General features: G+C 70.9%; 28 protein-coding genes. 11 read left to right on the top strand and 17 right to left on the bottom strand.

What is annotated here, in order from left to right:
* Window positions 1–26: 26 nt before the first annotated feature.
* Genes Aco03nite_RS24300 through Aco03nite_RS24290 form a run of 3 tightly spaced genes read right to left on the bottom strand, consistent with a single transcriptional unit; the run spans window position 27 to window position 2,512 of the window.
* Window positions 27–686: a response regulator gene (locus Aco03nite_RS24300; RefSeq protein ID WP_203798131.1), complete on the bottom strand. Its 660-nt coding sequence runs from the start codon at window positions 684–686 to the stop codon at window positions 27–29.
* A complete protein-coding gene (locus tag Aco03nite_RS24295) occupies window positions 683–2,137 on the bottom strand; it encodes a sensor histidine kinase (RefSeq protein WP_203798129.1) in 1,455 nt (484 codons plus the stop codon). Before Aco03nite_RS24295 ends, Aco03nite_RS24300 begins: the two co-directional genes overlap by 4 nt.
* Complete coding sequence (locus tag Aco03nite_RS24290) at window positions 2,138–2,512, bottom strand: hypothetical protein (protein WP_203798126.1); 375 nt, start codon at window positions 2,510–2,512, stop codon at window positions 2,138–2,140.
* Between the two features lie 173 nt (window positions 2,513–2,685).
* On the opposite strand from Aco03nite_RS24290, the gene Aco03nite_RS24285 reads away from it, so the two are divergent.
* Window positions 2,686–3,330 carry a hypothetical protein gene (locus Aco03nite_RS24285; protein WP_203798124.1) on the top strand — a complete coding sequence of 215 codons (645 nt, stop codon included), beginning with the start codon at window positions 2,686–2,688 and terminating at the stop codon, window positions 3,328–3,330.
* Window positions 3,234–3,593, top strand: a complete 360-nt coding sequence (locus tag Aco03nite_RS24280) for a CPBP family intramembrane glutamic endopeptidase (RefSeq protein WP_203798122.1) — start codon at window positions 3,234–3,236, stop codon at window positions 3,591–3,593. Before Aco03nite_RS24285 ends, Aco03nite_RS24280 begins: the two co-directional genes overlap by 97 nt.
* A gap of 4 nt (window positions 3,594–3,597) precedes the next feature.
* Here the strand turns inward: Aco03nite_RS24280 and Aco03nite_RS24275 are convergent, their stop codons facing one another.
* Window positions 3,598–4,098, bottom strand: coding sequence for a methyltransferase domain-containing protein (locus Aco03nite_RS24275; protein WP_239145384.1), 501 nt, complete (start codon window positions 4,096–4,098; stop codon window positions 3,598–3,600).
* Between the two features lie 217 nt (window positions 4,099–4,315).
* Between Aco03nite_RS24275 and Aco03nite_RS24270 the strand changes: the two genes are divergently transcribed.
* Complete coding sequence (locus tag Aco03nite_RS24270) at window positions 4,316–4,870, top strand: hypothetical protein (RefSeq protein WP_203798119.1); 555 nt, start codon at window positions 4,316–4,318, stop codon at window positions 4,868–4,870.
* A gap of 138 nt (window positions 4,871–5,008) precedes the next feature.
* Here Aco03nite_RS24270 and Aco03nite_RS24265 read toward each other — a convergent pair whose 3' ends face one another.
* The 3 genes from Aco03nite_RS24265 to Aco03nite_RS24255 are packed head-to-tail and all read right to left on the bottom strand — an operon-like array spanning window position 5,009 to window position 7,632.
* Window positions 5,009–5,767 carry an ABC transporter ATP-binding protein gene (locus tag Aco03nite_RS24265; RefSeq protein WP_203798117.1) on the bottom strand — a complete coding sequence of 253 codons (759 nt, stop codon included), beginning with the start codon at window positions 5,765–5,767 and terminating at the stop codon, window positions 5,009–5,011.
* Window positions 5,754–6,773 carry a taurine ABC transporter substrate-binding protein gene (locus Aco03nite_RS24260; protein ID WP_203798115.1) on the bottom strand — a complete coding sequence of 340 codons (1,020 nt, stop codon included), beginning with the start codon at window positions 6,771–6,773 and terminating at the stop codon, window positions 5,754–5,756. The genes Aco03nite_RS24265 and Aco03nite_RS24260 overlap by 14 nt, the downstream gene beginning before the upstream one ends.
* A gap of 16 nt (window positions 6,774–6,789) precedes the next feature.
* The gene (locus tag Aco03nite_RS24255; protein WP_203798112.1) at window positions 6,790–7,632 is read right to left on the bottom strand and encodes an ABC transporter permease; all 843 of its coding nucleotides are present in this window, start codon (window positions 7,630–7,632) and stop codon (window positions 6,790–6,792) included.
* Window positions 7,633–7,773: 141 nt separating this feature from the next.
* Here Aco03nite_RS24255 and Aco03nite_RS24250 point away from each other — a divergent pair, with 141 nt between their 5' ends.
* Genes Aco03nite_RS24250 through Aco03nite_RS24235 form a run of 4 tightly spaced genes read left to right on the top strand, consistent with a single transcriptional unit; the run spans window position 7,774 to window position 11,151 of the window.
* On the top strand, window positions 7,774–8,712 hold the full coding sequence (locus tag Aco03nite_RS24250; protein WP_203798109.1) for an amino acid ABC transporter permease: 939 nt from the start codon (window positions 7,774–7,776) through the stop codon (window positions 8,710–8,712).
* Window positions 8,709–9,464 carry an amino acid ABC transporter ATP-binding protein gene (locus Aco03nite_RS24245; RefSeq protein WP_203798106.1) on the top strand — a complete coding sequence of 252 codons (756 nt, stop codon included), beginning with the start codon at window positions 8,709–8,711 and terminating at the stop codon, window positions 9,462–9,464. The genes Aco03nite_RS24250 and Aco03nite_RS24245 overlap by 4 nt, the downstream gene beginning before the upstream one ends.
* Before the next feature lie 20 nt (window positions 9,465–9,484).
* Window positions 9,485–10,453: an ABC transporter substrate-binding protein gene (locus Aco03nite_RS24240; protein ID WP_203798104.1), complete on the top strand. Its 969-nt coding sequence runs from the start codon at window positions 9,485–9,487 to the stop codon at window positions 10,451–10,453.
* Window positions 10,450–11,151: a GNAT family N-acetyltransferase gene (locus Aco03nite_RS24235; RefSeq protein ID WP_203798101.1), complete on the top strand. Its 702-nt coding sequence runs from the start codon at window positions 10,450–10,452 to the stop codon at window positions 11,149–11,151. The genes Aco03nite_RS24240 and Aco03nite_RS24235 overlap by 4 nt, the downstream gene beginning before the upstream one ends.
* Before the next feature lie 74 nt (window positions 11,152–11,225).
* Here Aco03nite_RS24235 and Aco03nite_RS24230 read toward each other — a convergent pair whose 3' ends face one another.
* The 3 genes from Aco03nite_RS24230 to Aco03nite_RS24220 all read right to left on the bottom strand — a co-directional run bounded on the left by Aco03nite_RS24230 (window position 11,226) and on the right by Aco03nite_RS24220 (window position 13,860).
* Window positions 11,226–11,855 carry a DUF998 domain-containing protein gene (locus Aco03nite_RS24230; protein ID WP_275415894.1) on the bottom strand — a complete coding sequence of 210 codons (630 nt, stop codon included), beginning with the start codon at window positions 11,853–11,855 and terminating at the stop codon, window positions 11,226–11,228.
* A 377-nt stretch (window positions 11,856–12,232) separates the two neighbouring features.
* On the bottom strand, window positions 12,233–13,534 hold the full coding sequence (locus Aco03nite_RS24225) for a glycosyltransferase (RefSeq protein WP_203798095.1): 1,302 nt from the start codon (window positions 13,532–13,534) through the stop codon (window positions 12,233–12,235).
* Window positions 13,450–13,860 carry a hypothetical protein gene (locus Aco03nite_RS24220; protein WP_203798094.1) on the bottom strand — a complete coding sequence of 137 codons (411 nt, stop codon included), beginning with the start codon at window positions 13,858–13,860 and terminating at the stop codon, window positions 13,450–13,452. The genes Aco03nite_RS24225 and Aco03nite_RS24220 overlap by 85 nt, the downstream gene beginning before the upstream one ends.
* 587 nt (window positions 13,861–14,447) lie before the next feature.
* Between Aco03nite_RS24220 and Aco03nite_RS24215 the strand changes: the two genes are divergently transcribed.
* Window positions 14,448–15,692 carry a sensor histidine kinase gene (locus tag Aco03nite_RS24215; protein WP_203798093.1) on the top strand — a complete coding sequence of 415 codons (1,245 nt, stop codon included), beginning with the start codon at window positions 14,448–14,450 and terminating at the stop codon, window positions 15,690–15,692.
* Window positions 15,689–16,348, top strand: coding sequence for a response regulator (locus tag Aco03nite_RS24210; protein WP_203798092.1), 660 nt, complete (start codon window positions 15,689–15,691; stop codon window positions 16,346–16,348). The genes Aco03nite_RS24215 and Aco03nite_RS24210 overlap by 4 nt, the downstream gene beginning before the upstream one ends.
* On the opposite strand, the gene Aco03nite_RS24205 is transcribed toward Aco03nite_RS24210, so the two are convergent.
* Window positions 16,326–17,174 (bottom strand): phosphatase PAP2 family protein, encoded by an 849-nt coding sequence (locus Aco03nite_RS24205; protein WP_203798091.1) that lies wholly within the window; start codon window positions 17,172–17,174, stop codon window positions 16,326–16,328. The genes Aco03nite_RS24210 and Aco03nite_RS24205 overlap by 23 nt on opposite strands.
* A gap of 102 nt (window positions 17,175–17,276) precedes the next feature.
* On the opposite strand from Aco03nite_RS24205, the gene Aco03nite_RS24200 reads away from it, so the two are divergent.
* Window positions 17,277–17,777 carry a sigma-70 family RNA polymerase sigma factor gene (locus tag Aco03nite_RS24200; RefSeq protein WP_203798090.1) on the top strand — a complete coding sequence of 167 codons (501 nt, stop codon included), beginning with the start codon at window positions 17,277–17,279 and terminating at the stop codon, window positions 17,775–17,777.
* Here Aco03nite_RS24200 and Aco03nite_RS24195 read toward each other — a convergent pair whose 3' ends face one another.
* Together Aco03nite_RS24195 and Aco03nite_RS24190 are read right to left on the bottom strand one after the other, a co-directional pair.
* Window positions 17,778–18,365, bottom strand: a complete 588-nt coding sequence (locus tag Aco03nite_RS24195) for a hypothetical protein (RefSeq protein ID WP_203798089.1) — start codon at window positions 18,363–18,365, stop codon at window positions 17,778–17,780.
* Window positions 18,366–18,376: 11 nt separating this feature from the next.
* Window positions 18,377–19,276, bottom strand: a complete 900-nt coding sequence (locus tag Aco03nite_RS24190) for a hypothetical protein (RefSeq protein WP_203798088.1) — start codon at window positions 19,274–19,276, stop codon at window positions 18,377–18,379.
* Between the two features lie 125 nt (window positions 19,277–19,401).
* Between Aco03nite_RS24190 and Aco03nite_RS24185 the strand changes: the two genes are divergently transcribed.
* A complete protein-coding gene (locus Aco03nite_RS24185) occupies window positions 19,402–23,745 on the top strand; it encodes an FtsK/SpoIIIE domain-containing protein (protein ID WP_203798086.1) in 4,344 nt (1,447 codons plus the stop codon).
* Between the two features lie 120 nt (window positions 23,746–23,865).
* Here the strand turns inward: Aco03nite_RS24185 and Aco03nite_RS54130 are convergent, their stop codons facing one another.
* From Aco03nite_RS54130 to Aco03nite_RS24165, 4 genes are all read right to left on the bottom strand, one after another.
* Window positions 23,866–25,437, bottom strand: coding sequence for an AAA family ATPase (locus Aco03nite_RS54130; protein WP_203798259.1), 1,572 nt, complete (start codon window positions 25,435–25,437; stop codon window positions 23,866–23,868).
* Window positions 25,430–26,059 carry a hypothetical protein gene (locus Aco03nite_RS24175; RefSeq protein ID WP_203798085.1) on the bottom strand — a complete coding sequence of 210 codons (630 nt, stop codon included), beginning with the start codon at window positions 26,057–26,059 and terminating at the stop codon, window positions 25,430–25,432. The genes Aco03nite_RS54130 and Aco03nite_RS24175 overlap by 8 nt, the downstream gene beginning before the upstream one ends.
* The gene (locus tag Aco03nite_RS24170) at window positions 26,056–26,355 is read right to left on the bottom strand and encodes a hypothetical protein (protein WP_203798084.1); all 300 of its coding nucleotides are present in this window, start codon (window positions 26,353–26,355) and stop codon (window positions 26,056–26,058) included. Before Aco03nite_RS24170 ends, Aco03nite_RS24175 begins: the two co-directional genes overlap by 4 nt.
* Window positions 26,356–26,444: 89 nt before the next feature.
* A complete protein-coding gene (locus Aco03nite_RS24165; RefSeq protein ID WP_203798083.1) occupies window positions 26,445–26,741 on the bottom strand; it encodes a WXG100 family type VII secretion target in 297 nt (98 codons plus the stop codon).
* Between the last annotated feature and the right edge of the window lie 92 nt (window positions 26,742–26,833).

Here is a 26,833-nt window from a genome sequence, read left to right as displayed (position 1 = left end):
CCCGGCCACTGTACCCAACACTGTGACTAACCGCCGAGCAGCCCGGCACGCTGCGCGATCATGGCGGCTTGCACCCGGTTCTCGCACCCGACCTTCGTGAAGACCCGGTAGACGTGGGTCTTGACGGTGCCCTCGGAGACGAACAGCCGCTGGGCGATCTCGGCGTTGGACAGACCCTGGGCGAGCAGGACCAGCACCTCACGCTCCCGGGCGCTGAGACCCTCGACCAGAGCCAGATCCCGATCCGGCCGTACGGTCGTGGCCGGCAACCGGTCCAGCAGCTGCCGGGTGATCTTCGGGGACAGGTAGGCGTTCCCGTCGGCGGCGGCCCGGATCGCGTACGCCAGCTCCTCGGCCGCCGACTCCTTGAGCAGGAACCCGGCCGCGCCCGCGTCCAGGGCCTGCGCCACGTACTCGTCCTGACCGAACGTGGTCAGCACGACCACCCGCACGGCCGGCGCCGCCCGGCGGATCTCCCGCAGAGCGGCCAGCCCGTCCATCACCGGCATCTGGATGTCCAGCAGCGCCACGTCCGGCCGCTCCCGGACCACCGTCTCGACCGCGGCCCGCCCGTCGGCGACCTGGGCGACCAGATCGATGCCGTCGGCGGACCGCAGGATCATGCCGATCGCGGCCCGGATCAGCGAATCGTCGTCGGCCAGCACCACCCGCAGGCTCCCGGTCATCGCGCCCCTTCCCGTACCCGCTTGTCCACCAGCACCCCGTCCCGGAAACAGAATCGGTAGATCATCGCACCGTCCTGGGCGCCGAGCTGTTCGAGCATGCCGGCCTGATAGTCCACGCACCCGTCCGGCGCCCCGGCCACCGCGGTGTCGAGATCCGGCAGCTGTGCCCGCACCTGCGACTCCGGCTGTCCGATCCGGATCGCGTCGTACGTGCTCCGGTCAACCGCCACCAGGTCCGCGGTCAGCCACAGTCCCGCACCGCACAGGACCAGGAACCCGGCGATCGCGACCGCCGTGGTGGCCAGCACCAGACGGGACCGGCGGGTGTGCCGGTCGACGACCGCCACGAAGTCCGGGGCGGGCGTGAAGTCCTCGGCGGTGTACGCCAGGGTCGCCGCCAGCCGGAACCCGCCGTCCGGGGTGGGCCCGTGGTAAAGCACCCCGCCGGCCACCCGGACCCGTTCGGTCAGTCCGAGCAGGCCCTGCCCGGACGACTCCCGCACGGTGCTGCGGCCCGCCGTGTTGGTCACCCCGGCGATCAGCGCGTCCGGCTCGTACCGCAGCAGGACGGTGACCGACCCGCCGCCGGCGTGCCGGAGCGCGTTGGTCAGGCCCTCCTGGATCACCCGGTACGCGGCGTGTTCGGTCAGCGCCGCCAGCGGGCGCGGCTCGCCCTCGCGCACGATCTCCACGGCGGTCCCGGAGGCCCGCGCCTGCTCGGCCAGGTCGTCCACATCGGCCAGTGACCGTACCGACGGCTGGGTGTCGCCCTGACCGAGCAGGCCGAGGATCTGCCGCAGCTCGGCCATCGCCGCCGACGACGTCTGCTTGATCAGGTCGGTCTCGTCGCTGCGGTTCATCCCGGCGTACAGCGAGATCAGCGTCAGTTTGTGGCCGAGCGAATCGTGCAGGTCACGGGCGATCCGGGCCCGCTCCCGCAGCCGCGCCTGCCGGGCCGCCTCGGCGTGCCCGCTGTGCAGCTGCACGTTGCGGTGGTGCATCGCGGTGAGCAGCGTCCGCCGCCGGCGCACCAGCCGGGCCACCCCGGCCGGGGCGCAGCCGATCAGGGCGAACACCGCCGAGAGCAGCACCGCCCACTGGACGGTCAGTGGCCCCTCCCAGAGGATCGAGAGCACGTAGCAGATCCAGCCGGCGGCCAGGCCGATCAGAACCTGCCACATCCGGGCGGCGCGGTACGCCAGGGACGCGCTCAGCACTACCAGCAGCACCGCGCCCTCCCCGCCGGCGCCGAGGCCGACCAGCGCCGCGGCGACGTACGCCGCCAGCGGCTGGTACAGCCTCAGCACCATCAGCAGCGGGGTGGTCACCCCGACCAGCCACGGGGCCGCCGGGTACCAGGCCGCCGCGGCGACCGGCGCCGTCGCCGCGGCCGTCACCAGCGTGGTCAGGCCGATCTCGTAAACCAGCCGCCAGCGGCCCCGTACTTCCACTCACTGCTCCCCGGGAATGGTGACGCCGGACTTCTCGGCGAGTTTGCCGTCGACGAAACAGAAACGGAACAGGTCCGCGCCCTCGCTGCCGATCGGGCTGATGCCGTAATAGACGCACGAGGCCCCGGCCGGCATGCCCTTGCGGGTCGGGTCGTCAGCGTAGAGCTCCTTCTCGGAGATGTCGCTCAGGGGCTCGGGCAGCGCCGCGGTGACCGTGGCCTGCGCGGCGCCCTCCTTCTGGGCGTCGAAAACGTCCCGGGTGATGCTCGACTCGGTCAGCTCCTTGCCCAGGTCGACCCACTGGTAGACGGTCCATCCCAGGCCGCCGCACAGGACCGCGAGAACGATGGCGACGACGATTCCGGCTTTACGCATCTGTCGATTCCTCCGTGGTGTTCGGTTGATGCCGATGACTCTGCCGGGAATCGCCGCGCCGATCGTCAGTCCTGCGTCGGATCACGATGCCGTGGATGTCAACCAAAGTCAGAGGCCGATTTCCGCCGTACGACAGAAGAATCGGGCCCGTGGCCGGCGGGACAGTTCTCGGCATGACGACATCGACCCCCTACCACCGTCTGGCCCGTACCGGGAAGCACCGCTGGTGGCATCCGCTGACCGGCACCCTGGTGATCCTTCTCGGACTGCCGCTGGCGCTGGCCGGCCTGTTCGGCGCCGCTTCCGCGATGGTGGCCGCGTTCGGCGGCCCCGCCGGCTTCCTGACCTCCGACGCCGGGTCTTTCCTGGCCGGCGGCGCCGAGAGTGAACTGGCGATCACCCTGATCGTGCTCGGCATGCTGACCCCGGTGTGCCTGTTCGCGGCCGGATGGGCGCAGCGCCGCCCGGCCGGCACGCTGTCGTCGGTGGCCGGGCGGCTGCGCTGGGGCCTGCTGGGCCGGTTTCTGCTGCTCGCGACGGTGGCCGTGGCCCTGATGACGTCGGCGATGATCATGCTGCCCGGCGAAAGCAGTTCGCTGACCGATTTCGACGTGCGGTTCCTGGCCGTCCTGTTGCTGCTGGTGCCGCTGCAGGCGGCCGGCGAGGAGTACCTGTTCCGGGGCTGGCTGCTGCAGGCGTTCGGTTCGTGGATCAGCTCACCGTGCCCGGCATCCTGCTGTCGTCGCTGCTGTTCGGCCTGGCCCACGGCCTGGGCTCGCCGTGGCTGCTGGCCGACACGATCCTGTTCGGCCTGGTGACGGCCTTCCTGACGATCCGCACCGGCGGCCTGGAGGCGGCGATCGCCCTGCACGTGGTGAACAACCTGGCAGGTTTCACGCTGGCCCACGTGACCGGCACGATGGACACCACCGGCGACCCGACCTGGGCGTCCACCCTGATCAGCATGACCGCGATGGCCCTCTACACCCTGATGATCGTCCACGCGACCACCCCGAAACACCACCGCACACTGCGCGCCCGCCTCGCCGACGGCATCGACTCCCTGATCGCGGCCCTGTGATCACCTACCGGACGACCAGAACGATCTCCCGCGAACCGTCGGTCAGCGGGCTCCGATCCCAGAAGCCGTACCGGCGCTCGACCGCGAACCCCGCTTCCTCCACCGATCGCACCAGCTCAGCGGCGTCCCGGAAGGCGAGCACGTCCCGGGTCGACTCCTCTTCGCCGGTACGGAACACCTGAGCCACGTGCCCCGCCATGACCGCGAAGTCGGCGGAGTCGTCATCGGCCAGGTCGCTGCGGCCCAGCCGCCAGTCGACCTGCTCTGCTCCGGGCTTCCCGCGGGCGACCCGCAGCATCTCAGGATCGGGATCGATGCCCACCGCGGTACGCCCCCGCGAGGCGAGCAGCCGGGCAAGCGTCCCGGTGCCACACCCCAGATCCAGAACCCGTCCGGCCCCCACTTCATCCGCCAGCCCGGCATAGAACCGATAGTCATGATCGTCAGCGTTCAGTGCGTCATAAGCCGCGGCGAAGTCCAGACCCATCCCCGAAGTCAGCCCCACAAGCCAACCCCACGCAAGGCATTGCCGCCCCGCCGGTCTACACCGATCACGGCCACGACAAGTGCCGTCGGCCACGGCCTTCGGAAACCGTCGCCGCCGGGTTGGGGTCGGTGATGAATGGGCCGTCGGGAGGAGCGATGCAGGGCTGCCCGCGGCCGCGGTGACACTGTGGAATCCCGCCCCATCCCGGCGACGGGTGGCGGATAGGGTGGCGCGCATGTCGTACGGGGAAGAGCAGAAACGTGTCGAGCAGCGGCTTCGGGTGGCGTCCATGGCTCAGCGGACGCTCTTCGCGGCTTCGGTGGCCGATCGGTGGTTCCGGGCCGAGCAGGCGCCGGACGGGCTGGAGTGGGCGGATCTGCTCGACGCGGTCTGGATGGCGGCGGCCGGGGATCAGACGGCGCATCGGCGGATCTCGGACGAGATCGGGCGGTACCACCTGAGCGAGCACAGCCACAACGAAGGCCAGAACGGCACGCAGGACTTCACCGAGCAGGGCAACGTCGCGGTGCTCTTCGCCGCCCTGCACTACCTGTACGAGAGCGCGGACTTCGCCGTGCAGGTCAGCGACACCGGAGTGCAGGCCGCGGACTGGGCCGCCCAGGACGAGGAGCAGGACCCGGAGGAGGCGGCCGCCGCGGAGGTCGCCCGGCAGCACCGGCACCTCGACATCCTCGACGAATGGGCGCCGGTGGTGAGATACGCCGAGACCGGCCTCGACGTGCGGACGATCAACCGGGTCGAGGACGAGCTGCTGCCGCTGCTGCGCTGAGGCTCCCGGGCCCGGTCCGTGGTGAAGCGGGCCCGGTCCGTGGTGAACCGGGCCCAGACGGCGACGTGCCGCAGCCGCAGCGGGAGCGGGCCGGCGGCGGCGAGCAGTTCCCCGGTACTGATCACCGCCCGGCAGGGTTCACACCGTGACGCGGTCCCGGATGGCGTGGCCGACCTCGGCCCGCAGCGCCGCGAACTCGGGCAGTCCGCGCAGCTCGTCGGCGGCGATGCCGGAGCGGGGCAGGCCCACCTTCAGGTCCAGGGCGATCCGGCCCGGCCGGGGCGTGAGGACCACGACCCGGCTGCCCAGGAACACCGCCTCGTCGACGCTGTGCGTGACGAACACGCTGGTCCGGCCGGTGGCCGCACTGACCTGCCGCAGATCCTCCTGCAACTTCTCGCGGGTCAACGCGTCCAGGGCCGCGAACGGCTCGTCCAGCAGGAGCAGGGGGTTCTCCACGGCCAGGGCCCGGGCGATGGCGACCCGCTGCTGCTGGCCGCCGGAGATCTGCCAGGTCCGCCGCTTGGCCACGTCGTGCAACCCGACCCGGGCCAGCAACTCCTCGACCCGCTCGGCGGTGACCGTCTGTCCGGCGTACCGCAGAGCGAGTTCGATGTTGCCCCCGACGGTCTTCCACGGGAACAGTCTCGGCTGCTGGAAGACCAGGCCCGCGCCCTTGCCCGGGACCGGTTTCGCGCCACCGGTCAGCACGCTGCCGCCGGTCGGCTGCTCGAACCCGGCGATCAGCCGCAGCAGCGTGCTCTTGCCGCAGCCGGACGCGCCGACCAGCACCAGGAACTCGCCCTCCGGCACGGTCAGGTCGATCGGGCCGACCGCGAGCGTCTCGCCGTAGGAGTGCGTCAGCCCGTCGATCCGGATCGCGTCAGCCGAGGACACCGGGAAGCCCCTTGGTGTAGACGGCCTTCTGGACCACGTCCAGCGCCGGGACGGCGTCGATCTTCTGCTGCGCCTTGAGGAACTCGGCGGCGCTGACCAGGTTGTCGGCGAGCTTGCCGGGGCTGTCCTCGGTGCCCAGCCACTCCGCCGACGACAGGTCGGCCGGCTTCAGGAAGACACCCTGCTTGAGCTGGCCCAGCGCCTCCTCGGGGGTCAGGTTCAGCTCCTTGCCGACGGCTGTGGACGCGGCGGTGGGGTCGTTGGCGATGATGTCCAGGGCCTGCGCCTCGACCTTGCGCCACGCGTCGACCGCCTCCGGGTGCGCGTCGATGAACGCGGTGGAGACGACACCCAGGTCCAGGGTGGGCTTGCCGCTGGCGGCCAGTTCCCGGCTGGTGATCAGCACCTTGCCGGTCTTCTTCAGCTCGTCGAGCGTCGGCAGCCAGGTGTAGGCGGCGTCGATGTCACCGCGGGTCCAGGCGGCCAGGATGTCCTGCGGCTCCAGGTCCACGACGGTCAGGTCGGACTCCTTCAGCCCGGCCTGCTCGATCGCGGCGAGGAGGCTGTAGTGCGAGGTGGACGCGAACGAGGTGGCGACCTTCTTGCCCTTGAGCGACGCCACGTCGGTGACGTTGCTGCCGTTGCGGGCCACCAGGGCCTCGTTGTCACCGGCCACGTCCAGGACGAACGCCACCTGGTACGGGATGTTCAGCGGCGCGGACAGCCCACGGGCCACCGGGCTGGAGCCGATCGCGGCGATGTCGACGGCGCCCGCCACGAACGCGGTGTTGATGCTGGCGCCGGAGTCGAACTTGGTCCAGGTGATCTTGTAGTCGGGCAGCGCCTTCTCGAGCAGGCCCTGGTTCTTGACGATCAGGTCGCCGGAGGGAAACGCCTGGTAGGCGAGCCGGATGGATTTCTCCGCCGGATCACCGCCACCGCTTGCGGCGCCGTCACCACAGGCGGCCAGGAGCAGCACGGAAAGGAGGGCAGCGAGCTTCTTCACAGGGGTTCCTTTGGTGTTAGACGCGTCCGCGCCACGGGATCAGCTTGGTTTCCGCGCTGAGCAGCAGGGAGTCGATGAGCAGGCCGGACAGTCCGATCGCGAACAGGCCGAGGACCACCACGTCGGTCTGGGAGTAGCGCTGGGCGTCGCGGATCATGCCGCCGATGCCGGGAACGCCGTTGATGGTCTCGGCGGCGACCACCGAGGAGTACGCGACACCGACCGCCAGCCGGATCCCGGTGAAGATCTCCGGCAGCGCGTTGGGCAGCACCACGTCCCGGGTGGCCTGCCACCTACTCGCCCCGAGCGCGCGGGCCGCCTCGACCAGGCCGGTCGGGGCGCCGTGCACGGCGGCGGCGGTGGCCACCGCGACCGGCGGCAGAGCGGCGATCGACAGCAGCCACAGCTTCGGCGTCTCGTCGATGCCGAACCAGATGATGAACAGGCTGAAGTAGGCGAGTGGCGGGAGCGCCCGGATGAACGTGACCACCGGCTCGGCGACCACCCGCAGCCAGCCGACGGTGCCCAGGAGCACACCGATCAGCAGGCCGCCGGCGATGCCGATGGCGGATCCGATCACGATCCGGCGGAGGCTGACACCGAGGTGTTCGAGCAGCGAGTGTCCGCTGTAACCCTCGGTGGACGTGCGGATCAGTTGGTCCCAGACCGCGCCGGGCGAGGGGATGAAGGCCGGGTTCCGCATCACCCGGGCCGTCACCTCCCACAGCACGTAGAGCACGACCAGGGCGAGCAGCCGCAGCGCGAGGCGGCGGCGCAGGCCACCGCTGGGCGCGAGGGCCGCGGTGCCGCCGGCGGAACCGGGCGGGGCGGGTGGCGCGGGAGCGAGCGTCGTGGTCACGGAGATCTCCAGAGCCGGAAGTCAATGCCCTGTATTCCTATCGCATCTATGGGAGTAGACGCAATACCGTAACGCGTTGTTTAAACATATATTCTCGGTAGGACTTGTGGGCAATGTGGCCTGCTGCTTAGCGTCATCGGCATGACCGTCCTGACCACGCAACGCCGGGCGGAGACAGCCGATGAGCAGCTCGTCGTCGTCCCCGCCCGCCACCCCTGGCGCTGGGCCGGCACCGCGCTGGTGCTGGTGCTGCTCGCCCAGTTCGTCCACGGGCTGGCCACCAACCCCGGCTGGGACTGGTCGACCTTCCTCGGCTACTTCCTGGAGAAGTCGGTGGTGGAGGCCCTCGGGGTCACCCTGCTGCTGACCTTCGCCGGCGCGGTGCTCGGTTTCCTCGGCGGCATCCCGCTCGCCGCCATGCGGCTGTCGCCCAACCCGGTGCTGTCCGTGGTCAGCTGGGCCTACATCTGGGTGTTCCGGTCCGTGCCGCTGCTGGTGCAGCTGCTGTTCTGGGCCAACCTCGGCTACCTCTACGAGTTCCTGCAGATCGGCATCCCGTTCGGGCCCGGCTGGTCGTTCCCGACGGTCAACCTGATCAGCTCCCTCGGTGCGGCGATCCTGGGCCTGGCCCTGCACGAGGCCGCCTACGCCGGGGAGATCATCCGGGCCGGGCTGCTCTCCGTCGACCACGGCCAGCACGAGGCCGCCGCCGCGCTCGGCATCCCGAAATGGCGGCAGTTCTACCGGATCGTGCTGCCGCAGGCCATGCGGGCGATCCTGCCGAACGCCGCGAACCTGCTGGTCAACCTCTTGAAGAGCACGTCCATCGTGTACGTCCTGGCGATCGGCGAACTCTTCTACCAGGTCCAGGTGATCTACGGCCGCAGCGGGCGGGTGGTGCCGCTGCTGATGGTCGCGACCGTCTGGTACGTGATCCTCACCGCCGCGCTGTCGATCCTGCAGTACTACACCGAACGGCACTTCGCCCGCGGCGCGGTCCGCAACCTGCCGCCCACCCCGTTCCAGAAGCTCACGGCCTTCCTCAAGGCGGCGCCTCTTCTCAAGGCGGTCCAGCGATGATCGAGATCTCCGGAGTGCACAAGACCTTCGGGACCACCGAGGTGCTGCGCGGCATCGACCTCACCGCGGCGGCCGGCACCGTCACCGTCGTCCTCGGGCCCTCCGGCTCCGGCAAATCGACACTGCTCAGATGCATCAACCACCTCGAGAAAGTCGACAGTGGGCTGGTTCGGGTCGACGGTGAGTTGATCGGCTACCGGCAGAGCGGCACCAGGCTGCACGAACTCAGCGAACGGCAGATCCTCAAGCAGCGCGCCGGGATCGGATTCGTCTTCCAGAACTTCAACCTGTTCCCGCACCTCACCGCCCTCGAGAACATCACCGAGGCGCCCATCTCGGCGCAAGGAAAACCCAAGCGGCTGGTGTACGACAGAGCACACGAGCTGTTGACCCGGGTGGGTCTCGGGGACCGTGCCCACGCGTACCCGCGGCAATTGTCCGGTGGCCAGCAACAACGTGTCGCCATCGCGCGTGCCCTGGCCCTCGACCCGAAGTTGATCCTCTTCGACGAGCCGACCTCGGCTCTCGACCCGGAACTCGTCGGCGAGGTGCTCGACGTGCTCCGGGATCTGGCCGCCACCGGCGTCACGATGATCGTGGTGACGCACGAGATCGGGTTCGCCCGGGAGGCCGCGGACACCGTCGTCTTCATGGACTCCGGGCGCATCGTCGAGCAGGGCACCCCCGCCGAGGTCCTCGACAACCCCCAGCACGAACGGACCCGGGCTTTCCTGTCCGCGGTTCTTGTCTGATTTCGCTCAGGAGAAACGCCATGCGCAGAAGATTGTTGTTCACCTCGGTCGCCGCGGCCCTCGTCCTCACCGCGTGCGCCGCTCCTGAGGAGACCACGCCGGTGGCCGCCACCGGTGCGTCCGCCGGCCCGAAGCTCAACACCAGCGCCGACCAGCAGCGGATCCTGCCGGCCAAGGACGACGCGGCCGCCGCCCTGCTCCCGGCCGACGTCGCCGCCTCCGGCAAGCTGATCATCGGCGTCGGTGCGGCGGGTGCCGGGTTCCCGCCGCTCGCGTTCGCCGCCGACGACAACAAGACCCTGATCGGCAGCGAACCCGACGTCGCGGCCGCCATCGCCAGCACCCTCGGCCTGGAACCGGTCCTGGAGAACACCTCCTGGGAGAACCTGTTCATCGGCCTGGACAGCGGCAAGTTCCAGCTCGGCGCCTCCAACATCACGGTCACCGAGGAGCGCAAACTCAAGTACGACTTCGTCACCTACCGTCTGGACAACCTGGCGTGGCTGGCGAAGAAGGGCTCCGGTCTGACGATCACGAAGGCCGCCGACATCGCCGGTAAGAAGGTGGCCGTCGGGTCCGGCACCAACCAGGAGAAGATCCTGGTCGAATGGGCCGAAGAGGTGAAGGCGGCCGGGCTGCCCGAGGTCGAGATCAAGTACTACCAGACCAACCAGGCCACGTTCCTGGCGCTCGGCTCCGGCCAGATCGACCTCTACCTCGGCCCGTCGCCGGCCGCCGCCTACCAGGTCGCGACCGTCGGCGACGCGGAGATCGTCGGCACCTACTCCGGGGCCGGCAAGGATCTGCAGGGGCTGATCGCGCTGACCACCAAGAAGGACAACGGGCTGGTCAAGGCGTACGCGGCGGCCCTCGACAAGCTGATCGCCTCCGGTGACTACGGCAAGATCCTGGACCGCTGGAACCTGGCGAACGAAGCCGTGCAGAAGGCCGAGGTCAACCCGCCCGGCCTGCCGATCGAGGGCAAGTGACCAGCTCACTGACCTCGACGGCGGTCCTGGACAACCCGGCGTGGAGTTCCCTGACCGGAGCCCACGCCCGGTTCGCGGTCACCAACGGGCAGGCGGCCCGGTACGACGACGACGTGGCCCCGTTCCACGCCGTGGCCGACCCCGCCGACCCGCAAGCGTGGAAGGACCTGGCCGGGCTGGTGCCGGTGGGTGGCACGGTGGCCATCACCGGCGCCGGCGGGGCGGTGTTCCCCGGCTGGGAGATCGGCGCCGGCGGTTCCGGCGTGCAGCTGGTGTCCACACCGGCTTTCCAGAGCGACTTCGACCCCGCCGCGGTACGCCTAGGCCCGGCCGACGTCCCGGACATCCTGGACCTGATCGACCGCACCCAGCCCGGCCCGTTCCGTCGGCGAACCGTGGAGCTGGGCACCTACCTGGGATTGCGGGCGCCCGACGGGCGGTTGATCGCCCTGGCCGGCGAACGGCTGCACCCGGCCGGGTGGACCGAGATCAGCGCGGTCTGCACCGACCCCGGGCATCGTAAGAAAGGCCTGGCCAGCCGTCTGGTACGCGCCGTGGCGGCAGGCATCCGGGAGCGGGCCGAGATCCCGTTCCTGCACGCCGCGGCGGGCAACGTCAACGCCATCCGCTTGTACGAGTCGATAGGTTTCGTACTCCGCAAGCGCACCGATTTCACCCAGTACCGGCGGGTCGCGTAGTCGTTCGTCCCGGTCCGCACCGCAACTCGCGTGACGTCGGTAGGACTCGATGTCGCACCTGCCGACATCGAGCCCTACCGACGAACTCGGTGGGTGAGCCGGCCGCAGAGACCCACGGCCAGCAACACCAGTACCAGCAGCACCCTCTCCAGCAGCCCGGCATACGGTGGAAGCCCCTGCTCGGCAAGAACCGCTGGTCCGTTCACCAGGGCGAACAGTCCACAGGCGGCAGCCGTCCCCCAGCCCACCACCCGAAGGAGACGAATCCCGGTCCCACCACCCGCGCCGTCGCGGCCCTTGCCGCTTCCAGGACGTCCGCGGTCCTCGCCGGGATCGTCGTCGCCGCCGGCCATGGCGATCCGCCTCACGATGAGCAGGGTGAACAGCGGGGGCAGCGCGGCCACGAGAGCCGCGGCGGCACGGTGGATCATGGCAGTGAGGCCGGGTTCCGTACCGGGCAGATTGGTGGGAAAGACAGCCACCGCGAGCAGGGCCACACACCAGACCGTCAATACCGGCGCAAGTGGTCCACCTCGCGGTAGTTCCCGGCGTGCGCCCACCTGCAACCAGGCGCCCGCCGCAGCCAGGGCGGACGCCGCGACCGCGAGCAGAACGGCGCCGGGCCAACTCTGCACCGAGTCACTGAGCATCTGATCCATCGGATCGACATCTCCCACGAGGAGCAGAGCGGTCCCGGCGCCCACGGTGAGCGCAAGGCCGAGCCGGACCCCGAGATACCACCGGGCGCCGTCGCCCCACCCGGCTGCCCGCTGATCCCGCCGATGCACCCCGAAAGACCGGAGACCGCCGCCGTAAGAAGGGGAAGCGCGGTCAGGACGGGTGATCTCGTTGCGGGCCGGAACATGTTGATCGCCGGGAACGTCTTAAGACCTCAGTACATGTTGACGGCTTGGTACATGTTGACGGCCTGGTACATGTTGACGGCTTGGTACATGTTGACGGCTTGGTGCAGGTTGACCGTTTGGTACAAGTCGGATTGTCGGCTCGTGTTCGGAGGCGGGTTCGGGACGCGGGATCGGGGCGGGCGGCGCGGCTGGTTCATGTCTGCTCTGACAGGAGGTCATGCTGGATGGCCGGCGGTGGTGGGGTGGCTGCCAGGGGTGCGTTGGCCGGCGGTGGTGGGGTGGCTGCCAGGGGTGCGATGGCCGGCGGTGGCGGGATGGTCTGTGGGCGCGGGATGGGGCGTGGCGGCGGCGGGGGTGGGGCGGCGGATCGCGTACAGGTTTTCGAAGGCTGCCACTGTTCGGGACTCGTCGTGTTGTTCTGCTGCTCTGCGGGCCTGGTAGCCCAGTTCGGCGGCATGGACCGGGTTCTCCAGGATGCTTCGTAGGCGGTCTGCCAACGCTGCCACGTCGCCTGGGGGGAACAGGTAGCCGGTCTCGCCGTTCACCACCAGGTGCGGTAGGGCGGCCGCGTCTGCTCCGATCACCGGGCGGGCGCTTGCCATCGCCTCCAAGGTCACCAGGCTCTGCAACTCTGCCGTGCCCGCGTTCACGAAGACCGTGGTGGCCGCGTATGCCGCCGGGAGATCCTCGTCGGGCAGGAAACCGGTGAAGACCACGTGATCCGCCACGCCCAGGTCCTCCGCCAGCGTAGCCAGGGACCGGTGTTCGGCTCCGGTGCCTACCAGCAGCAGCTTTGCTGGTGTTGACGACTGGATCAATGCGAACGACTGGATCAACACGTCAACATGTTTCTCTGCGTCCAGGCGTCCCACGTACGTGATGATCGGGTTTGCGGCCAGGTTGAAGGTTCTCCGCAGATCCGCTGACGGGGCCTCGGTGCGGAAACGGGTCAGGTCGATGCCGCAGGAGATCGGGAGCACCGGGCCGGCCACCCCGGACATCGTGGCCAGCGCCGCGGCATAGGGGGTGGGCGCCGTCACGATGTCGGCCTCGGCGAAGACCCGGGCCGCGTCGCGCCAGGCCCAGCCGTGCAGGCTCGCTCGACCGGCCGTACCGATGGGAAGGTAGTGGATCAGGTTTTCCGGCATGAAATGGTTCGTCGCGATCACGAGCAGGCCCCGCTCGCGGGCCGCCCGGATCAGTGCCCGGCACAGCGGGAAATGACTCTGCACATGGACCACGTCCGGTTGGACCTCGTCGAGGATCCGGGCGGCCTCGGCGCGCAGGCCCAGTGGTGGGCAGAAACGGTAACCGGGGTGGCCGGGGACCGCGAATGATCGGACCCGGTGTTCGATCACGCCGTCCGCGCTGAAGGTGGTGTGGCTACGGAGGGTCGTCGACGGGGCCGCCACGTGCACCTCGTGCCGGGCGGTCAGTGCCACGGCCAGGCGCTGGGCGAAATAGGACGCGCCGTTGACGTGGGGTGCGTAGGTGTCGGCGCCGATGAGGATACGCATGGGAGTTTTCCCTTTCGCAGGAGAAGACGCTTCAACAGCAGGTGGAGGCTCAGGACCGGCACCGCGACGGCCGCGGTGAGCAGGAGGATTCCGCCGGGCAGCGCCAGCAGGCCGGCCAGGCGGTCGCCGATCAGGACGCCGAGGCCGATCAGAATCAGTCCGCGTACGGCGGCGGTGGCCACGACCCAGGCAAGGAACCGCCGGTACGGAAAGCCGGCCAGTCCCGCCGCGACGAACGCCGGCAGCGCGATGACGTCGACGAGCTTCGCGGCGATGACGAGCCGGTGCAGAGGCATCCCGGCCAGCCGGCCCAAAACGGCCGCCACCGAGGGACGCTCCACGAGCCGCGCCGCCCAAGACCGCAACGCGGCTGAGGAAGATGGGGCGGAAGGCGCGGTGGAAGGCGGGGTGGAAGGCGTGGCGGAAGGCGGGGTGGAAGGCGTGGCGGAGGGTGGGGTGGAAGGCGCGGTGTAAGACGTGGCGGAGGGCGCTGTGGAAGACGGGGTAGAGGGCGCGGTGGAGGGCCGGGTGGAAGGCGCGGCGGAGGGTGGGGCGGAAGGTAGGGCGGAAGTGGGCGGAGCGGAGATGGGCGAAGCGGAGCGGCGGGCCGTGCGGCCGGCCAGGTAGAGCAGGCTGTCGCCGAGGGTTTCGGCTGCTACGACTATTCCCCAGACCGGCCAGAAGGCCGCCGCGCCCGCGCCGATCAGGGAACCCGCGGTGATCGTCGCCGCGGGGCCCTCGACCAGGACCAGGGGGCCCAGTACCAGGTAGGGATCCATGCCGCACAGCGTCTGCCGCGGGTGCCGCCCCGGGCGTCCCTCCACGGGGCCGGACCGGGTAGTCCCGTGGTAGGGGGTGCGGTGGCTCCGCGGAGGGACGCCTGATCAAGATCCCGGTAGGTAGATTCCCTGACATGGACGGGACACGGCGCAACATGGTGCTGATCGTGGGCGCCGCCGCGGGCTTCCTCCTGGTCGTCACGTCACTGCTGATGACCTCGATCTACAACGTCCCGCTGCTGGTGTCGTACGCCGCCGCCACCGCCCAGTGCGTCGCCCTGCCGATGGCGCTGTGGCGGCCGTGGCCCGCGCTGGTGCTGCAGCTCGGCGGGTTCATGACGTTCGCCTGGGTGCAGCCGGTCGGTACGGGGCTGTGGCCGCTGCCGGGTCCGGTGCTGGTGCTGCTGGTGGCGCACGTCGGGCTGGTCGGTGCGACCCGGCCGTGGCGGGAGGCGGTGCTGACCTGGTGGGGGACCGCCCTGGCGGCGATCGTCCTGGTGCTGGCCGATCCGCGGCACCGGCCGCTGGACGACGGCGACCTGTCCCTGGTGCTGTACGCGACGGTCTCGGTGCTGACCCTGTTCGCGGTGATCGCCTGGAACCAGCGCGGCACCGCCCGCCGTCAGCTGGCCGAGGCGCAGCGGGACGTGGAGTTGGAGCAGGCGCAGCGGGCTCTGGTCGAGGAGCGCAACCGGATCGCCCGCGAGTTGCACGACGTGGTCGCGCACAGCATGTCGGTGATCCACATGCAGGCGACGTCCGCCGAGTACCGGATCAAGGACCTGGATCCGGAGTCGCGGGCCGAGTTCGTCCGGATCGCCGCCGGCACCCGCCGGGCGCTGCGCGAGATGCGGCAGCTGCTGGCCCTGCTGCGTGAGGAGGACGCCGAGAACGAGCTGCAGCCGATGCCGGACCTGGAGCATCTGGCCGATCTGGCCGATTCGGCGCGGCGCGGCGGGATCCCGGTGGAGCTGGCGGTCGAACTGGACGGCCTGGACCTGCCGGACACGGTGGGTCTGGCCGCGTACCGGATCGTGCAGGAGTCCCTGAGCAATGTGGTCCGGCATGCCCCCGGTGCCCCTACATCAGTAAATATCGCAATAAATGATGGTGGAACGGAACTGGTGATCGACGTCGTGAACGGCCTGCCCACCCAGGCGCCCCGCCCGATCGAGGACGGCGGCGGAGTCAGCCACGGCCTGGTCGGCATGCGCGAACGCGCCAGACTGGCCGGCGGCGCGATCCGGACCGGCGCCCGCCCCGAGGGCGGCTACCGGGTGACCGCCAGATTCCCCCTGACCGAGGAACAGACGGCCGAGGAACGAACGGCCGGGGAACAAGCGGCAGAGGACCAGATGGCAGAGGAACAGTCAGCGTGATCCGTGTGCTCGTGGTCGACGACCAGCCGATGATCAGGGCCGGGATCCACGCGATCCTGGACTCGCAGACCGACATGTCGGTGGTCGGCGAGGCCGAGAACGGCCGGGTGGCGGTGGACCGGGCCCGGAGCTTGCGGCCGGACGTCGTGTTGATGGACGTACGGATGCCGGAATTGGATGGTCTTGCGGCGACCCGGCAAATCCTCGGCGCGACCGGCCCGACCCCGCGTGTCCTGATGCTCACCACGTTCGACATCGACGACTACGTCTACGAGGCGTTGCGGGCCGGCGCGAGTGGTTTCCTGCTCAAGGACAGCGAACCCGAAGAACTGATGCGGGCGGTACGGGTGGTCACCAACAGTGAGGCGCTGCTGTCCCCGCGGATCACCCGCCGCCTGATCGAGAACTTCATCGGCACCCAGCCCACCCCGCCGTCCACCGCGCTGAACGCCCTCACCGACCGGGAGCGGGAGGTGCTCACGCACGTGGCGATGGGCATGTCGAACGCCGAGATCGCCCGGGAGCTGTTCATCGCCGAGCAGACCATCAAGACGCACGTCAGCCGGATCCTGCACAAGCTGAGCCTGCGCGACCGGGTGCACGCGGTGGTCTTCGGTTACGAGAACGGGCTGGTCAGTCCGCGTCGCCGGGGGTGAGCCAGAGCCAGGTCAGGAAGCCGGTGGCGACCACCGCGGCGACACCCGCCGCACCGGTCAGGAAGGCGAGCCGGCTGGGTTCCGGCAGGGTGGTCATCGACTCGGAGGTCTTGCCGAGCAGCAGGCCGAGCACCGTGACCGGAACGGTGACCGCGGCCGTGACCAGCAGGGGGATCACCGCGTACAGGCTCGGGCGGCCGGCCCGGCGCCGCCGGAACAGCCGGATCACCAGGACCGCGAGCGCGCCGCAGCCGAGCACCACCAGGGTGGCGGCGATGACGTCGCTGGGCCGGTGCCACTGCGCCCACACGGTGCCGATCGCGATGGCCGCGGTGTAGCTCGCGCCGATCAGCGCGGCTGCCCCCTGCCACGCCGCCGGCAGCACCAGGACCAGGGCGAACGCCACCGAGGCGGCCGCCGTGACGTGCCCGCTGGGCAGCGAGTTCGGGTAGTTCGTCCCGTCGAACGGCAGCCGCGGCAGGGTGCTCTTCAGCACCTGGGTGGTCCCGTTGGCGGCCAGCACCAGGAAGGCCGCGCCGACCGCCAGGTCGATCCGTTTCCGGAACACCCCGATCGCGGCGGCGGCCATACAGACCAGCACCAGGCTGGTCAGGGTGGTGGCGTCCATGGTGCGGCTGAGGATGTCCTCCACCCGCGGGTGCTGCACGTCGGTGCCGAGCATCGCCGCGGTGTCCAGCCACTGCCCGGAGATGGTCCGGACGAAGACGTGGTAGGTCGCGACCGTCCCGAGAACGGCGAGAGCACCGGCGATCAGCGGCAGCGCCAGATGGGCGGGGCCGGGCCGACGGGTGTCGAGCAGGGTCATAGGCGCGGATCCTAGGTGTTCCGGTCAAGGGCGAGACGTCCGCCACTGCCGGTGAACCGCGTCCCGGAGAACTCGTCCTCCCGCACAAAGGGAGGAGTTCTCATGATGATCGACCACGGTTTCACCCACGAGATCCACCACCGGCACGGCACCGCACTGCTCCGGTTCGCCCGCACCCTCACTCTCGGTGACGCCCACGCGGCCGAGGACATCGTCCAGGAGACCCTGGTCCGCGCGTGGCGGCACGCCGACCGGCTGGGCACCGCCCCGGCACAGCTGCGGCCGTGGCTGTTCACCGTGGTGCGCCGGCTGGCGATCGACGGGCACCGGGCGAAGCAGGCCCGCCCGGCTGAGATCGACGAGGAGGAGATGCTCACCCGGCCGGTCCCGGACGGGACCGACCACACCCTCGACCGCCAGGTGGTACGGGACGCGCTGCGCACCCTGGAGTCCGAGTACCGCGAGGTGCTGGTGCACCGCTACCTGCTCGACCACAGTGTCGAGGAGACGGCGGCCGAGTTGAGCATCCCCACCGGGACGGTGAAGTCGCGCAGCAGCAAAGCCCTGCGGACCCTGCGCGCGACCCTCACCACGGCCCGGTGATCACACGTCGCCGGGCTGGATCGCCGCCAGTTTCAGCTGGTTGCCGTCGACCTGGACGGTCTGCCCGGTCAGGTCGGCCTCGGTGGTGCCGCTCGGCTTGCCGTCGACCCATTCGATCCCGGCCGCCTCCTTGTTCGGCAGCACGATCACGTCGATCCGGACCTTGCGGCCGTCCACGTCGCCGGACGCCCGGTAGACCCCGGCCGGGGCGGGCACCACCGGCGCGGCGAAGGTGACCTTCGCACCCGCAACGTCGGCGGTGCCGGTCAGTGTGCCGCCGGTCACCCGGGCGTCCAGCACCGCGCCGTCCTTCCCGGTGAGCAGCAGCCGGTCACCGCCCGAGACACCCTTCATCCACGCGGCCCGGCTCGCGCCGTCGGTGACGTGGGCGATCGCGTCGCTCTTCCACACGTGCACGGCCACGGTGAATTCGCCGCTCTTGACGACGTACCGGGTCTGCACCTCGCCGGGGCCGGCCTGGGCGGTGGGTTCGGTGGGCAGGAAACCGGTCAGGATGCCGGTCACCACCGAGGCCAGCGCCACACTGAGCACGCTCACCAGAGCGATCAGCACATTCCTGCGGGTCATGGCGATATCTCCTAGAGGGAAGTGTCGATCGGCAGGCCGAGAGCGCCGGTGTCCAGGCCACCGTCCGGGCGGACCTCGAACCGCCAGGCGGCGTGGTCGATCTCACCGAGCACGAGCACGGCGCCACCGGCCGGCGCCCGCCCGGCGGACTCGGCCCGGTACTGGTCGGCGCCGATCACCACGAGCCGGCGCGGCTGGTCCGGTTCGGCAGCGGCCCGGCCGTCGTCGAGCTGCTGGAAGACCGCACCGGCCCCGGCCCGCGCGACCTGCTGCTCCCGGCCGCCGTGCTGGGCCTCGGCCAGGGTCGCCGCGGTGCGCAGCCGTTCCGGCCGGACCCCGGTGAGCCCGATCCCCACGTCACCGATCAGGGTGACCTCGGCGTCCCGCCCGACCGGCCCGGACAGCAGCTCGGTCAGCAGCCGCTGCGCGAACGCCCCGACCGCGGTGGGCGGCCCGGCCAGCGTGATCGGCCCGGCCGCGCGGGCCAGGTTGACCAGCACCCGGCGGTCCTCATGCAGGCCGAGCGAGGCGATCAGCGGGTACGGGTGCGACTCGGCCGGCACCTGCCCACCGGTCTGCCGCCCGGCCCGGGACAGCGTCCACTCGGTGCCGTCGCCGCCGCCGTCCCACGGTTCCGGCGCCGACGTCTCGTAGGTCGCCAGCCGCAGCACCACCCGGTCGGCGGCGCATTCGACGGCGTACACGTCGGGGAAGTCACGTTCCGCCCGGTCGCACGCGGTGACCAGCACCCGCAACGCCCGGTCCACCTCGTCCAGGGCCGCCGGGCCGGTCACCGCGGGACCCGCCACGCCCGGACGTCCCGGCGTGCGCCGCAGCTCGATCACCAGCAGAACGACGGCGATCAGCAGCAACACCGCGAGCACCACGGCGACGATGACGGGCGGGGACATGGGCCGACTCCTCGGGGGACCGGGTGCGCCCGGTGCGCGCCCTCGAACCTTACTACGGACGCGGCGCCGATCGCGTTCTCGACGACGGTGAGAACGTGATTCCGGCGATGGTCGTAGAAGAAGGCATGCGACTGCTCCTCACCGTCGTCGACGATGTCGGCGAGACCCGTGACCTCCACCTCGACGCCGACCCGGAGACCCGGGTCGGCGCGATCGCCGAGCAGCTCGGGGTGTCCACCCTGTACGTCGAGGGTGTCCCGGTGCCCGCCGGCCTGACCCTGCACGCCTCCCCGCTGCGGGACGCCGTGGTGGTCGGCACCACACCCGGCACCACCGCCTCGGCCGCCGAGCCACGCGGCGTGGTGGAGATCCGCACGGTGTCCGGGGTCGGCGCGGGCGGGGTCCGCCGGCTGGACATCGGCGACTACCACGTCAGCGCGGCCGGCGGCGGTGGTGTGCTGATCGGCCGGTTCCCGCCGGGCGGCCGGGCGCTGCGCCTGCGGATCGAGCCGGGCGGCCGCTGCCTGCTGACCCCGCCGCCGGGCCCGGCGTCCACGGTGCGGCTGGACCGCGAGCCGCTGGCCGGGCCGACCGAATGGCCGCTCGGGGGCTCGCTGGAGATCGGCGGGGCGCTGCTGGAACCGGCCCGCCCGGAGCCGCCGGACGCCGCCCTGCAACGGTCCGAGGACGGGGCCGCGATGGACTACAACCGGCCGCCGCGGCTGATCCCGCCGACCCCGCCGACCGAGTTCAAGCTGCCGATCGCACCCGGCGAACCGGAGAAGCGGCCGCTGCCGTACATCGCGGCGATCGCCCCGCTGGTCTTCGCGGTGGCCGGCGTGATCATCTTCGACCGGTTGTCCGCGCTGCTGTTCGGCCTGCTCTCGCCCCTGGTGATCATCGGCAACTATCTGAGCAGCAAGCGCAGCGGCAAGGTCAGCCACAAGGAGCGGGTCCGCCGGTACGAGGTGGACAAGGAACGCATCACCGCCGACGCCCGGGAAGCCGTCGTGGCCGAACGCCGGTCCCGCCGCGAGGCGTTCCCCGACCCGGCGTCGCTGCTGCTGACCGCGGTCGGACCACGCCGCCGGCTGTGGGAACGCCGGCGCACCGACGGCGACTTCCTCACCTTCCGGGTCGGCACCGCCGATCAGCCGTCCGGTGTGCTGCTCGAGGACCCGTCGACCGACCTGCACAAACGCAAGGTCACCGAGGACGCGTACGACGTTCCGGTCACAGTGGACCTGCGCCGGATGCGGGTGCTCGGCATCGCCGGTTCCGGGCCGGCCGCCGCCGCGGTGGTCCGTTCGGTGGTCGCCCAGGCCGTCGTCCTGCACAGCCCACGGGACCTGAAACTGTACGTGCTGAGCGGGCAGGCCGGGCAGGCGGCGTGGGGGTGGGTGCGGTGGCTGCCGCACGTACGCCCCGAACCCGGCCAGGACACCACGGCCACCATCGGCACCGCGACCTCGTCGATCGCCACCCGGGTCGCCGAGCTCAGCGCGATGATCGAGGCGCGGGCGGCGGCCGGCTCCGGTGCCGTGCACGGCACCGTGCTGGTCGTCTTCGACGGCGCGCGGCGACTGCGGTCGCTGCCCGGCGTGGTCCAGATCCTGCGCGACGGCCCGGCGGTCGGTGTGCACGCGATCTGCCTGGACGCCGAGGAACGGCTGCTGCCCGAGGAGTGCCTGGCGGTGGTCGCCGAGCAGCCCGACGGCCGCGTCAAGGTCGGCCGTTCCGGCGAGAAGACCCTTGCCGCGGTACGCGTGGACGAGGTCACCCGTGAATGGGGCGAGTCGATCGGCCGGGTGCTCGGTGTGCTGCGTGACCCGGGTGGCGCGGACACCGAGGACTCGGTGCTGCCCGCCTCGGTGCGGCTGCTCGACGTGATCGCGATGGACCGGCCGAGCGCCGAAGCGGTCGCGGCCCGGTGGCGTGCCGGTGGGCGTACGACATCGGCGGTGATGGGAATCTCCCTGGACGGAGCGTTCTCCCTGGACATCCGCCGCGACGGCCCGCACGGACTGGTGGCCGGCACCACCGGCGCCGGCAAGTCGGAGCTGCTGCAGACGCTGGTCGCCTCGCTCGCCGCCGGGAACCGGCCGGACGCCATGACGTTCGTGCTGGTCGACTACAAGGGTGGTTCGGCGTTCAAGGAGTGCGTGGCGCTGCCGCACACCGTCGGCATGGTCACCGACCTGGACACCCACCTGGTGGAACGGGCCCTGGTGTCGCTCGGCGCCGAACTGAGACGGCGTGAGCACATCCTGGCCGCGGCCGGCGCCAAGGACATCGAGGACTACATCGACCTGACCGGACGGCAGCCCGGCCTGGCCGCGCTGCCCCGCCTGCTGATCGTGATCGACGAGTTCGCCTCGCTCGCCCGTGAGCTGCCGGACTTCGTCAAGGGCCTGGTCAACATCGCCCAGCGTGGCCGGTCGCTGGGCATCCACCTGATCCTGGCCACCCAGCGGCCGGGCGGTGTGGTGTCGCCGGAGATCCGGGCCAACACCAACCTGCGGATCGCGCTGCGGATGACCGACAAGAGCGAGAGCACCGACGTGATCAGCTCACCGGAGGCGGCGTCGATCGCGAAGAGCGCCCCCGGTCGCGCCTATGTGCGGCTGGGCCAGAACACGCTGATCCCGTTCCAGGCCGCCCGGGTCGGTGGCCGCCGACCCGGCGCCACCACGGTGACCATCGAGGAACCGTGGATCCGCACCGTGCTCTGGGAGAACCTGGGCGATCCGGTCCCGGCCCGGCCCCGCCCGGCCGCCGCCCCGGCGAGCGCCGGAGAGATCGTCACCGACCTGGCCGACCTGGTCGCGGCGATCCGCGGCGCGAACACCGGCCTCGGCATCCCGGAACAGCACAGCCCGTGGCTGCCCGCGCTGACCGGATCGGTCGCCCTGGACGACCTGCCGCAGTTCCCGTCGCACGGCTACGACCTGGCCCCGGTCGGCTTCGGCCTGGTCGACCTGCCGGCCGAGCAGGCCCGGACACCGCTCACCCTGGACTTCGCCGGTTTCGGGCACCTGCACCTGATCGGGTCGCCGCGGTCCGGCAGGTCCCAGGCGCTGCGGACCATCGCCGGCGCCATCGCCCGCGCCCACCGCAGCAGCGACGTCCACCTGTACGGCATCGACTGCGGCAACGGCGCCCTGCTGGCCCTGGAGACACTGCCGCACACCGGCGCGGTCGTCCAGCGCACCCAGCCGGACCGGATGGCCCGCCTGGTCGCCCGGCTCACCCGCGAGGTGGCCCGCCGGCAGGAACTGCTGTCCCGGGCCGGCGCCGCCGACCTGCCGGAACTGCGCCGTGCCCGGCCAGCCGAGCAGCGCCCGCCGCACCTGGTGGTGCTGTTCGACAGGTGGGAGGTCTTCGACAAGACCCTCACCGAGTACGACGGGGGAGCCCTGCTCAGCGGCATCCTGACCCTGCTCCGGGAAGGCGCCAGCGTCGGTGTGCACCTGATCATCGCCGGTGACCGGTCGATGTTCTCCACCCGTCTGTCCGCCACCACCGAGGACAAACTGGTGCTGCGGCTCAACGACAAGTCCGAGTACATGATGATCGGGGTGCCGCAGCGGGCGGTGCCGGACGACATCCCGGCCGGCCGGGCGCTACGAGCCGGTGACAAGGCGGAACTGCAGATCGCCCTGCTGCCCGGCGAGGCCAGCGGCCAGGGGCAGGCGGCGGCACTGCAGGCGATCGCGCTCGCGGCCACCGCCCGCGACGCCGACCTGCCCGTTTCCGGTCGCCCGTTCCGGGTCGACCAGCTGCCCGACCGGCTCGGCCTGTCCGAGGCGGCGAAGTACACGCCGGTGCCGCGGCCCGGTCCGCTGTGGGCGCTCGCCGGGGTCGGCGGGGACGAACTGGCCGCGCTCGGGCCGGACCTCGCGATCAACCCGACGTTCGTGATCGGCGGCCCACCCCGTTCCGGCCGCAGCAACACGCTGCTGGTGATGGCACTGTCGCTGCTGGAGGGCGGGACGCGGCTGATCGTGGTGGCGCCCCGGCGCTCGCCGCTGCGCGACCTGGCCGGGCGGCCCGGGGTCCTGGAGGTGTTCGCCGGCGACGACGTGCCGAAGGCGCAGCTCACCGAGTTGCTCGCCGGGACTCCGGAGCCGGTGGTGATCGTCATGGACGACGCCGACAACCTGGCCAAGTCGATGGCCGACTCGCTGCTCACCGAGATCGCCCGAACCGGCGCGGAGAAGCGGCGCGGCCTGGTGGTGGCCGGGCAGACCGACCGGCTGCTGTCCGGGTTCTCCGGCTGGATCCCGGAGGTACGGCGCAACCGGCAGGGCCTGCTGATCAGCCCACAGGCACCGGGCGACGGCGAGCTGATCGGCGGCAAGGTCCCACGCAGCCGCCTCGGCGGCGACAAGCCCGGCCGGGCGTTCCTCAGCGACGGCACCGGCAAACTGACCACGATCCAGATCCCCGAGGCCCAGATCCCGGCGTAGCCCACCAGCCGGCGGTGCGGCCGCCCACCCGGTCTTCCAGTGGGCGGGCGCCCACTTTCGGCGGCGGACGGCGAAAAGGAGGCTCCCCCCTGCGGGAGCCTCCTTTTCGGGTTCGGGAGGTCAGCTCTGGGTGGCTGCCTTCGCCGCTTCCGCACGCTTCTCGGCGAGGTCCTTGTCGAGGCCGATGCCGCCGAGGGTCAGACCGGCGATGCCGCCGCCGATGCCGACTCCCAGGTTGTTGATGCCCGCGAGTGGATTGCCGCGCAGCTCGCTGAGCAGGAACGGATTGGCGAACTCCATCGCCTTGATCCGGTCCAGGATCGACCCGCCCGGGTTGGCGATCGCCGGAGCAGGCGCCGGAGCCGGAACAGGCGCAGGGGCCGGTGCCGGTGCCGGTGCCGGTGCTGGTGCTGGGGCGGGTGCGGGTGCCGGGTCGGGGGTGGGTCTCGGGGGGACGCCCGGTGGGCGGGTGTCCGGGGCAGCCGGTAGCGGGTCGGTCCGTGGTGGCGGTTTGAGGCCGTCACCCGCCGGCGGCTTGACGGTCGGGGTGGCCGGTGCCGACGGTGGCGCCGGCGCGTCGGTAGGCGGAGTGACCTTGATCCTGGGCGGCGGCAGGGCCGGCGCCGGCGGCAGATCGACGGCCGGCGCCACCGGTGCGGGTTTGGGCGCGGCGGCCGCCGGCGGCGTGGCGGGCAGATCGATCGCCGGCGGCTTGCTGACCTTGGCCGGTGGCACCTTGTTGAAGTTCTTGAACACCTGGGACAGGCCGGTTCCACCCTTGATGGCGCCCTTGAACGCGGCGGCGAGACCCCCCACCCCGCCGATGACGCCCACGATCCCGAGGATCAGGTCGCCGATGGCGAGCCCTTTGATCCCCTCTCCCGCGACCACGATGTTGGCGACCGTCACCCCTAAACTCGCTATGCCGACCAGGACCCCGATCGCGGCGAAGATGAAGCCGATCGGCCCGGTGAGGACCATGGCCAGGATCCCGACGACAAAACCGATGACGCCCAGGATCGTGCCGAGCAGGGCTGCGATCTTCTCGAAGAAGCTCTTCTCCTTGACGGCGTTGTCCTCGGCCTCGGCCAGCGCGACCACCGCCGTGGACGCGTCCGACACCCGCAGTTCCTGCGCGTCGGCGGCCAGCCGTTTCGCGATGTTCAGCTGGGTGGTCGCGTCCTCGGTGCGGTTCTGTGCGGCGGCCTGATCGGCGGCGAGCCGGTCCACGTTGTTCTGGGCGGTGGCGGCCGCCTCGTCGTCCCCGGTGACGGCGGCGAAGGCCACCTGTGCCGAGGCGAGCGCGTTCTGGACCCCACTGAGATCGGCGTTCGCCGCGTCCAGCTGCTGCTGCGCCTCTTCGGCCATCAGCCGGGCCCGGTCGGCGGCGTCCTGGTGGGTGCGCAGCTTGGGCGTGTACCCGGCCAGCGCCTCGGCCGCGTCCCGGTAGGAGTCGCGCAGCTTGCCGATCTGTCCCGGCAGTTCGTCGAGTTTCTCCCGCAGCTTGTCCAGGGCCTTGCCCTCGCCCAGGTCGGCGGACTGGATCCGGCTGATCAGGGTGGCCGCGGTCTCGGCGTCGTCGGCGACCGCGTGGTACTCGGCCACCAGACGTTCCAGGATGTCCGGGTCGCCGGGGGTGGGGTCGCCGGGCAGGTCGAGGACCGTCCAGACGGCTGTCGAAGGTCTAGGCATCGACGCTCACCCTCTCCAGTGTCAGCGTGTCGGCGATCTGCTCGAACAGCGCGAGGAACGGGTCCGCGAAGTCGACGTTCGGGGTCACGCTGGTGACGATCAGCATCTCCCTGGTCCCGGCGAGCGGCACGATGGTGTTCATGACCGAGAACCGGGTGGTCCCGATCCCCTCGATCTCCACCTCGTGGATGGCGGTGAACCGGCCGGCCGGCCCGGCGTTCGGCAGGTCCAGGATCTCGGTCCGGTTCGCCGCGGTGCCCTTGCCGAGCGGGGTGCCGGCGTTGTGCATCGCGAACCCGACCATCAGGTCGCCCAGGTCGACCTCCTCGTCCTCGGGGACGACGTACCGCAGGACCATGGTGAGCGCGGTCAGCGGGATCCCGTCGACCAGATCGAAGAAGCCGTAGAACTGCAGGGCGCCCTGGTCGTGGCAGGCGGCGGCCCATTTGCGCGCGGCCCGGACGGCGTCCCGGATCGCGTCGGCGTGCTGGGCCTGCTCCGGCCCGGACAACCCGTGCAGGAGGCGCTTGCGGATCTCCGCGTCCCGTACCGACGGATGCAGGTTGACGCTCCACCAGGACTGCGGGTAGGCGATCGCGAAACGGTAGCCGTTCCGGGTCATGTTCGGTCCCCCTCGGGAGTCAGAGCGGCGATCGTCTCCTCGTCCGCCTTGCGGAAGTTGTCCAGAATGCCGTCGACCATCTTGCGGAAGGTGTCGGTGTTCTCCTGAACCCGTTTGTGTCCCTTCCGCCAGGCGCCGTCGAAGCCCCGGACCCCGTCGACCAGCCGGTTGTCGCCGACGTCGTCCTCGGTGCCGACCGAGTCGAGGTTGGCGATCCGGTCGAGACGATCCCGGATCCTGCTCAACGCGTCGACGATCTCGGACAGTTCGTCACCGGGAACGCGAATCCTGGCCATGCCACTCCTTTCCGATGTGGGTGATGACGACCCGTGGCCGGGCCACCGTGGTCACCCACGAGCGGCCCGGCCACGCGGACACCGGTGTGTCAGCCGATGGCGCCGGCGGTCGCGTCGTCGGTCTCGACGAAGCGCTGCAGGGTCTGGTCGAGGAACTGGCTGATGCCCTCGATGCCGTCGATCGCCTGCTTGGTGCCGGTGATGTACTCCTCCCAGAACGGCTTGAACTTCGACTCCGAGCCGGGAGTGTTGTAGGAGGCCTCGATCGTCTCGGCCATCCGGGTGTCCGCCTCCTGGAGCGCGCTCTGCAGGTTCTCCCGCTGCTGGAGCAGGTACTGGGAGAACGCCTGAACGGCTTCCGGGTCGAGGATCAACTGACCGGCCATGGAACGTTCCTTTCGTACGGTGACGACGGCGGCGTCTCGCGCCGTCATATCCGGGACTACGGCCCGCCCGCCGATCGCGTTCTCGCCGGAGC

It is taken from the genome of Actinoplanes couchii, assembly GCF_016862075.1.
GTDB lineage: Bacteria > Actinomycetota > Actinomycetes > Mycobacteriales > Micromonosporaceae > Actinoplanes > Actinoplanes couchii.
This window is presented reverse-complemented; position numbering and strand designations above follow the sequence as displayed.